The sequence below is a fragment of the Rhizobium sp. 10N427 genome, assembly GCF_056394605.1.
In genome coordinates, this window is the sequence record NZ_JBFTID010000015.1 from 138,979 (window position 1) to 146,525 (window position 7,547).

Annotated in this window: 6 protein-coding genes and 1 pseudogene; 4 read left to right on the forward strand and 3 right to left on the reverse strand. The window is 58.8% G+C overall.

Annotated elements, in window-relative coordinates; genetic code table 11:
• Positions 1-66 precede the first annotated feature (66 nt).
• From AC1DIJ_RS25305 to AC1DIJ_RS25320, 4 genes are read left to right on the forward strand one after another with little or no spacing between them, the layout of a single operon-like run.
• Positions 67-2,190: an ABC transporter permease gene (locus tag AC1DIJ_RS25305; protein ID WP_112386884.1), complete on the forward strand. Its 2,124-nt coding sequence runs from the start codon at positions 67-69 to the stop codon at positions 2,188-2,190.
• The gene (locus AC1DIJ_RS25310; protein ID WP_112386885.1) at positions 2,187-3,236 is read left to right on the forward strand and encodes an SMP-30/gluconolactonase/LRE family protein; all 1,050 of its coding nucleotides are present in this window, start codon (positions 2,187-2,189) and stop codon (positions 3,234-3,236) included. Before AC1DIJ_RS25305 ends, AC1DIJ_RS25310 begins: the two co-directional genes overlap by 4 nt.
• Position 3,237: 1 nt before the next feature.
• Positions 3,238-4,746 carry a sugar ABC transporter ATP-binding protein gene (locus AC1DIJ_RS25315; protein ID WP_112386886.1) on the forward strand — a complete coding sequence of 503 codons (1,509 nt, stop codon included), beginning with the start codon at positions 3,238-3,240 and terminating at the stop codon, positions 4,744-4,746.
• A gap of 18 nt (positions 4,747-4,764) precedes the next feature.
• Positions 4,765-5,166 (forward strand): carboxymuconolactone decarboxylase family protein, encoded by a 402-nt coding sequence (locus AC1DIJ_RS25320; protein ID WP_112386887.1) that lies wholly within the window; start codon positions 4,765-4,767, stop codon positions 5,164-5,166.
• Between the two features lie 585 nt (positions 5,167-5,751).
• On the opposite strand, the gene AC1DIJ_RS25325 is transcribed toward AC1DIJ_RS25320, so the two are convergent.
• The 3 genes and pseudogenes from AC1DIJ_RS25325 to dnaE2 form a co-directional block, all read right to left on the reverse strand.
• On the reverse strand, positions 5,752-6,294 hold the full coding sequence (locus tag AC1DIJ_RS25325) for a GNAT family N-acetyltransferase (protein WP_112386888.1): 543 nt from the start codon (positions 6,292-6,294) through the stop codon (positions 5,752-5,754).
• On the reverse strand, positions 6,294-6,602 hold the full coding sequence (locus AC1DIJ_RS25330; protein ID WP_112386889.1) for a type II toxin-antitoxin system TacA family antitoxin: 309 nt from the start codon (positions 6,600-6,602) through the stop codon (positions 6,294-6,296). Before AC1DIJ_RS25330 ends, AC1DIJ_RS25325 begins: the two co-directional genes overlap by 1 nt.
• A gap of 248 nt (positions 6,603-6,850) precedes the next feature.
• Positions 6,851-7,379, reverse strand: a pseudogene (gene dnaE2 / locus AC1DIJ_RS25335) (error-prone DNA polymerase); the annotation flags it as partial.
• Positions 7,380-7,547 lie beyond the last annotated feature (168 nt).

A 7,547-nucleotide genomic window follows, 5' to 3' on the forward strand; every position in this document is an offset into this window, starting at 1 on the left:
TCTGCAAATGGAGCCCCTCGGCCGAGGGGCTTCGCACTTCTTTCCCATCTCATCCGGTCCATACACATGACATTCAGAGAACGCTTGCAGGCGTGGCGATACAATTTGATCCCGGATCACCTCGCCGGCGAGATCCTGACCAAGCGCTGGACCGACAATGCAATACCATTCCTTGCCCTGGTGATCGTCGTCGCCGGATTTGGCTCGGCAATCCCTGGTTTCTTCAAGATCAATTCGCTCCAGGATTCGACCCGCCAGCTCGGCGAGTTCTCGATCGTCGTCACCGGGTTGACCGTCGTCATGCTGGGAGGCGGGATCGATCTTTCGGTCGGTTCAATTTTTGCGCTGTCCTGCTTTGCGGCCGTCTCCACCTTCTTCATATTCGAGCAGCCCGTCTGGGTCGCCCTGCTGGCCTCAATCGCGACCGGTGTCGCTTTCGGTGCGATCAACGGCTATCTGGTCGGTTTTCTCAGGCTCCGGGCATTTCTGACGACGCTGGTGACCTTCATCATCGGCAGAGCGGTCTACGACATCCTCGTCGTCAATTTCGCCGCCCAGATCCAGATGTCCTCGGCCATGTCCGACGTCTGGGATTTCGTCGGCGATGGCACGGTGCTCGGCATATCTGTGTCCGTCCTGACGGCGATCGTCTTCATCGTCCTGACGCATATTGCCCTGACGCGGTCGCGCCCAGGCTGGCATATTCTCGCCGTCGGCGGCTCGCGCCGCTCGGCGCATAATGCCGGCATCAAGGTCAAGCGGACCGTGTTCCTGACCTATGTATTCTCTGGGCTTTGCTCCTCGCTCGCAGGCTTCCTGATTGCCTGCCGGCTGAGCGGGGCAGGGCCCGGCACGGGCCTCAACCTCGAGATTCTGGCGCTTACGGCGGCGGTCGTCGGCGGCAATAGTCTTGGCGGCGGAAGAGGGTCGGTCATCAAGGGCCTGATGGGCGCAATCATCGTCCTCGTCATGACCAACGGTCTTATCCGGCTGGGTTACGGAACCGGCACCAACCAGATGGTACTCGGCCTGATGCTGGCAGTCGCCGTCACGATCGATATCAGATGGCTGAAGAACCGTCACAAGGTCTTGAACGAAGTCTATGTCGCTCCCGTCTACCTGCGCATGGGGGAAGCGCAATCCGCCGTCCCCGGTTCGGGCACGCCCTATGCGCTGGACGACCGGTTGTCGCAGACGCAATATATCGGCCTTGGCGAGCTCGAAGGTCCCGAGGATGTCATCCTTGATGATGACGACAATCTCTATTGCGGCACGCGTCACGGCGAGATCGTCCGCTTCTTCGCCCCTGATTACCAGCGCTCGGAAGTCTTTGCCCATGTCGGCGGCTTCCCGCTGGGCCTCGCCTTCGACAAGGGCCGCAACCTGATCAGCTGTGTCGGTGCGATGGGTCTCTATTCGATCGCGCCGGACCGCACGGTAACCAAGCTGACGGCCGAGACATCGAGGTCCTGGACTTCCGTCGTCGATGACGCGCGGCTGCGCGACCCGAACGACTGCGACATCGCGCCCGACGGCCGGATTTACTTCACCGACTCGACGAAGCGCTACGACGCGCATGACTGGGCGCTGGACTCGATCGAAAACCGCGCGACGGGCCGCCTGCTGGTCTACGATCCAAAGACTGGCAAGACCAAGACCCTGCTGGATGGGTATCGCTACACCAACGGCGTTTGCGTCGCCCATGACGGCAAATCAATCTTCTTTGCCGAAAGCTGGGCCTGCCGTGTTCACCGCTACTGGCTAGAAGGACCGAAGGCCGGCACCGCCGAATGCGTGATCGCCGATATGCCCGGCTATCCCGACAATATCAATCGCGCCTCGGATGGCACCTATTGGATGGCCTGGCTCGGCATGCGGACACCAAGCTTCGACTTGTCGCTTCGCCACCCAGGCATGCGCAAGCGCATGACCCGGCGCCTTCCGCAGGATGACTGGCTGTTTCCGAACATCAACACCGGCGGCATCGTCAAATTCGACGAAACCGGAACCATCCGCGATGCCATGGCTGATCTTTCCGGCGTCTCGCACCCGATGGTCACGTCGATGCGCGAGCACAGGGGCTATCTCTATGTCGGGGGCATCCTCAACAACCGCGTCGGCCGCTACAAGCTCCCGACCGCCAGTCAGACATGGACCGGGCCGTCCTCTTATTGGGGGAGCGCCCAATGATCTTCGATCCGATCCTCGATCTGTTTCGCGGTAAGGCAGTGACCATCCCGCCGCTCGACGGCGCATTCCGTCCGAATCAGGCGCTCGACGACGCGCCGCTCATCGCGACATTGCATGACGTCGACAACGCGGTCGTGCATGATGGCCAAATTGTCGTCTCGTCTGGACGCAAACTGCTTTCCATCTCGTCCACCGGGCAGCAACAGCTGCTGCAGACGTTCGACGCGGAAATCTGCGCAATGGCGGCATCAACTTCGGGAACACTGGCGATCGCGCTCGTATCCGGCGCACTCGTTCTCGATCGCGAAGCGCTGCCGCTTCCCGGTGAGATCAGCTGCATCACCGCGCTTGCCTTCGCCGCCGACGGGGCATTGTGGCTGGCCAATGGTGCAGACGGCATTTCGCCGGATCAGTGGGCGCGTGATCTGATGTCGAAAGGGCGTTCGGGAAGTGTCTGGAGGATAGAACCCGGCAGCCGGGTGCCGCGCAAGACCGCCGGCGGCCTGGCGTTCCCCTATGGGCTTCTTGCGAATTCCGATGGCGTTGCCGTCAGCGAAGCCTGGCATCACCGGATCGTCAGTATCTCGGCATCCGGCCGCGTCGGCACGGTCGCCGACAATCTTCCCGGATACCCGGCTCGGCTTTCTCGTGCCGCCGATGGTGGTGCATGGCTCTCGATCTTTGCTCCGCGTAACCGCCTGATCGAATTCGTTCTTCAGGAGCAGCGGTACCGCAAAGACATGATGGCAAGCGTCCCGCCGGAATTCTGGATCGCGCCATCGCTTTCATCGGGAACAAGCTTTCTCGAGCCGCTGCAGTGCGGCGGCATCAAGACCATGGGAATACACAAGCCTTGGTCTCCGAGCCGCTCCTATGGTCTGGTCGTCAAGCTCGATGCTCGGCTGCAACCGCTATCGAGCCTGCACAGCCGCGCCGATGGCATCAGGCACGGCACCACCAGCGTTGCCGAACACGAGGGCAGGCTGTTCATCACCTGCAAGGGCGCCGGCATGCTCGTATCCACGGATGTGGAGGAGGTCAGATAAAATGGCGGCAACAAACGAGATCATCGTCCACCTGGAGAACGTCACCAAGGAGTATCGCGGCGTTCCCGCGGTCAAGAATGTCAGCTTCGATTTGCGCAAGGGCGAAGTCCACGCGCTGCTCGGCGAAAACGGCGCCGGCAAGTCGACGCTGACGAAGATCATCGCCGGTGTCGTCGAACGGACGTCCGGTACCATGACCCACCATGGCAAGGAGGTCAGCTACGGCTCGCCGTACCAGGCGCTGGATGCGGGCATCGCAATGGTCTTCCAGGAGACCAGTCTCGTGCCGTCCATGACGGTGGCACAAAATCTATATCTGGGGACGGAAGGCTTTCTGAACCGCCTGCGGGGCATCTACATCTCCGCTCAGCAGTTTTTGCAGTCACTCAACTTTCCTGTCGATCCGACGGCTATGGTTGAAACCCTAGGTGCCGCCAAGAAGCAGATGGTTGAGATTGCCCGTGCGGTTCACCACAATGCCGAGATCATCATTTTCGACGAGCCGACTGCAACCCTGACCCCTGAAGAGAAGCGCCACTTCTTTGCACTCGTGAGGCGGTTGAAGGCGAGGGGAGTGTCGATCGTCTTCATCAGCCATGCGCTCGAGGAAGCGTTGGCAATTGCCGATCGCATCACCATCCTTCGTGATGGTGAACTCGTCGCATCGGGAGACACGTCGGAGTTCGACCGGGAAAAGATCATCGCGGCGATGGTCGGCAGAACGCTCACCGGAGAACTCTATCGCAAGCGTGATTCATCGACCATCCGCAAGCCCGGCAAGAAGGTGCTCTCGGTCCAGGACCTGTCGATGAGCAATGTTGTGCGCAATAACTCGTTCTCGATTTTCGAAGGACAGATCACCGGCGTCTTCGGGCTTATCGGATCGGGCCGGACCGAAACCTTCAAGGTCGTCTCCGGCATCTACAAGCGCGACTTCAAGCGCGGCGGCTCTGTCGAGCTCGATGACAAGCCCGTCCGCTATTACGTTCCCCGCGAGGCGGTGAAGGACGGCATCGTCTATGTCACAGAGGATCGCAAGAGCGAGGGCTTTTTCGAAACGATGTCGATTGCCGAGAATATCTTCGGCGGTCTTCTGTCCGCCGACCGTGAGAAGAGCAGCATCATCAGCATGAGCGAGATGCACAAGCTTGCCGTCGAGTGGACGAGCAAGCTGAACATCCGCGCGATCAACGACAACGCGCGCGTCGTTGAACTCTCAGGCGGCAACCAGCAGAAAGTCGTGATTGGCAAGGGTCTCGTTCAGGAGCCGCGGGTGGTGATCTTTGACGAGCCGACCCGCGGCGTCGATGTCGGCGCCATCGCTGAAATCCATCAGATCATTAATGAGCTCGCCGATCGCGGATTGGCCGTCGTGGTGATTTCATCCTATCTGCCAGAGATCATGAACCTGTCGGACCGCATCCTTGTCTGCAGGCAGGGCCGGATCGTCGAGGAATTTTCGCCAGGCGATTCCACCGAGGCAAAGATCATGTACGCTGCCGTGCACTGAAGAGCGAAAGGAACGACAATGGCGACCGTGAAACTCCTGACCGATGCCGAGATCGACGCGATTCCGGCTGCGAAGGCCATTTTCGAAGATATCCGGGCAACGCGGAAGTCGGATTTCATCAACAACTTCTGGCGTGGCCTCGCCAATGATCCGCCCTTGCTGAAGCGCACTTGGGAAAGCCTCAAGGCCGTCATGGCTGTCGAAGGCGTCCTCGATCCGCTGACGCGCGAGATGATCTACATAGCGGTCTCTACCGCAAATGGCTGTTCCTATTGCGTCCATTCGCACACGGCCGCAGCGAAGGCGCGTGGCATGACTGAAGCTCAGCATGCGGAACTGCTGGCGGTGATAGGGCTCGCAGGGCAAACAAATCATCTTGTCACCGCGATGCAAATTCCGGTCGATGAGGCGTTTCTCTAGAGAAGCTAACCCGAGCGCATTATGGCCGCCTTGAGGGTAGGGCATCAGCCACTTTCCCGCAAATAGGAAGCAAAGGCTTCGCCCCAAGTCGGTCAACCGTTGCTGGGTGACATTGGCAAGATCCGTGTCCCCGGGCATGAAGCGTCGGATGCGTTTGTTGGTGTTCGACGCTTTGGAACGATATTGAGACCTTCGGCATTCTTCACCACCTGCGCGACGAGACGATCCTCACGCTCGAACGTGAGATCGCCTATCCGGCTGGGCGCCGAACCGGCCGTTTATTCGGCTTCCGCCGTCGCCAAGGATTTCTTTGCCGATCTGGCCAGACAGGCTGAGGAATACCTTCAGGAAGTAGAGGCACTCACAGGCAATCGATAGCGGTGCAAACCAGCTTTTCGGTCAGCCGACGCTACGGCGACAGCAGCTTTTGCCAGCATGGAGAATGAGCGCAACGAAATCAGGTAGCACTAGCGTGGCATGGTGCTCCGGGTTACGACGCGGCGGTTCGGGCGCCCTGCCTCACATTATAAACTGGCATTGAATCTTTACGGGAAAATCGTCGAAGGACGTCTGAGCGGCAGGGCGTTAGTCGAACATCTTCTTGATCGTTGCGACGGCGAGGAACATCCGCATCGCGTTGGTGGCCAAGGGCTGAAAGCCGTATCGCTTGTAAAGCTTCACCCGCCTCTCGGTTCGCGCTGCATCACCGCAATCAAGGACATCGAGCATGACGATAGCCGTCCCTATCTCATCGGAGATCCGCGCTATTCTCATGAGACAGTCGATCAGCAAATCGCCGCCGTAACCGCTGCCCGCGAATTTCAGGTCGCGACCGATCATCGAGATGTAGGCGGCCGGAATTGAGCCGTGTCCGGGGCGGTCACGGGCAAACTTCTTCGGAAGCTCGGTATAGTCTACGGCATGGTTGTTGATGGCGTAGAAGCCCATCACTAGGCCTCCGTCTCGAGTCATCACGAAAACACGAAGATTGTCGCTCTTTTGAAGCTTGTTTGCCGTCTTCTGGAAAAAGTTATCGACCTGCTCAATCCCGCAAGAAAACGCCGCCCGATCGTGCTTCGAAGGATCGAACGGCTCGATGATCGGCTTTGGTGCCTCACTCTGCGGCATTATTTTGAGACGACAGTCGCGCTATGGCGCTTGAAAGCTGCCTTAAGGCTATCTGTCGGCTCTGGCGGATTGTCCAGCGCCGCAAAAAAGGCAGCATGATCGGCCGGCTGCAAAAGGGTCCGTTCATGAGCGGCAATCGTGGTCATAGCCGCTTGATAAGCCGCGTTGATGGTAAAAGCCGAATCGTCCACACCGGACAGCGCAGCAGCACGTTGGATTGCTGTCTTGATCCGCGCCTTCGTACGAAAGCCCATACGTGCGTCGCTTGGCTCATCGATCTCTGCGGTCATATCTTTGAAAGCAACCATCATCGCCTCCTGGTCAGGATAATAGTGTCATTATGTATGTACGTCTAAACGACGTACACGTCAAGTTAGCAGATGGATCATTGTACGTCATACATACGTACAATGACGATCGAACTGCGTCCATGATTCTTTTGATCGGCTGTTCCGGCAGCGCTGCTGTTGTCGTCGAAGAAACAGAACCATCGACTTCAACGTTCAGCAATCGTGAAAAACAGCAGGGGTCCTTAATTCACGCAACCGCACCGCTATCAGTGAAAATTCCGCGCCTTGATCTTCAGTGTGTCGATATGAAGGTCCGGAACGAACATATCGCGCGGAGCGATGACCGGCTTCGGTGTATCCCGCGGATCCGGCCCTCAGCAAAAGCGTCGCCGCGGCCGGCCGGCAATCTGAAGGCCTCGTCGCGATCGGCGAGGTCGAGATCGCCAGACAGGTCGAACAGCTGATGGGCAACGAGATGACCGACCTGCCAGCGCTTCTCGAACAGCGTCGGCCAGACGACAGGGTTGGCGGGCCGGTTTCGTCCTCGATGGTGATGAACATGAAGCCTTTTGCGGATCCCGGCTTTTGGCGCACGAGGACAAGGCCGGTCGTATAGACCCATCGCACGTCGCGAGCGCTCACCGCATCGGCGCAGGTGATGATGTTGCGCGCCGAAAGATCCTCGCGGAGGAAGGCAATCGGATGCTGCCGCAGGGGCAGCCCGGTATCGCTGCAATCCTAGATAACGTTATGGCCATCCGTCATCTCCCGACGTGCCACCGCCGGCTCCTGCTGCAGTGAGTTCCATAATGTTGATTATGCGATTTTGATGTGTAGCGGCATTTTAGAGATGCGACATATAGGCTAGTTAGAGATGCGACAGTCGTCGCCTCTTGGGATGCTAGCTGAACGTCAGCATTGGGAAGCAAGACAAGCGACGTGCATCGTGGTCGAGGCCATTTA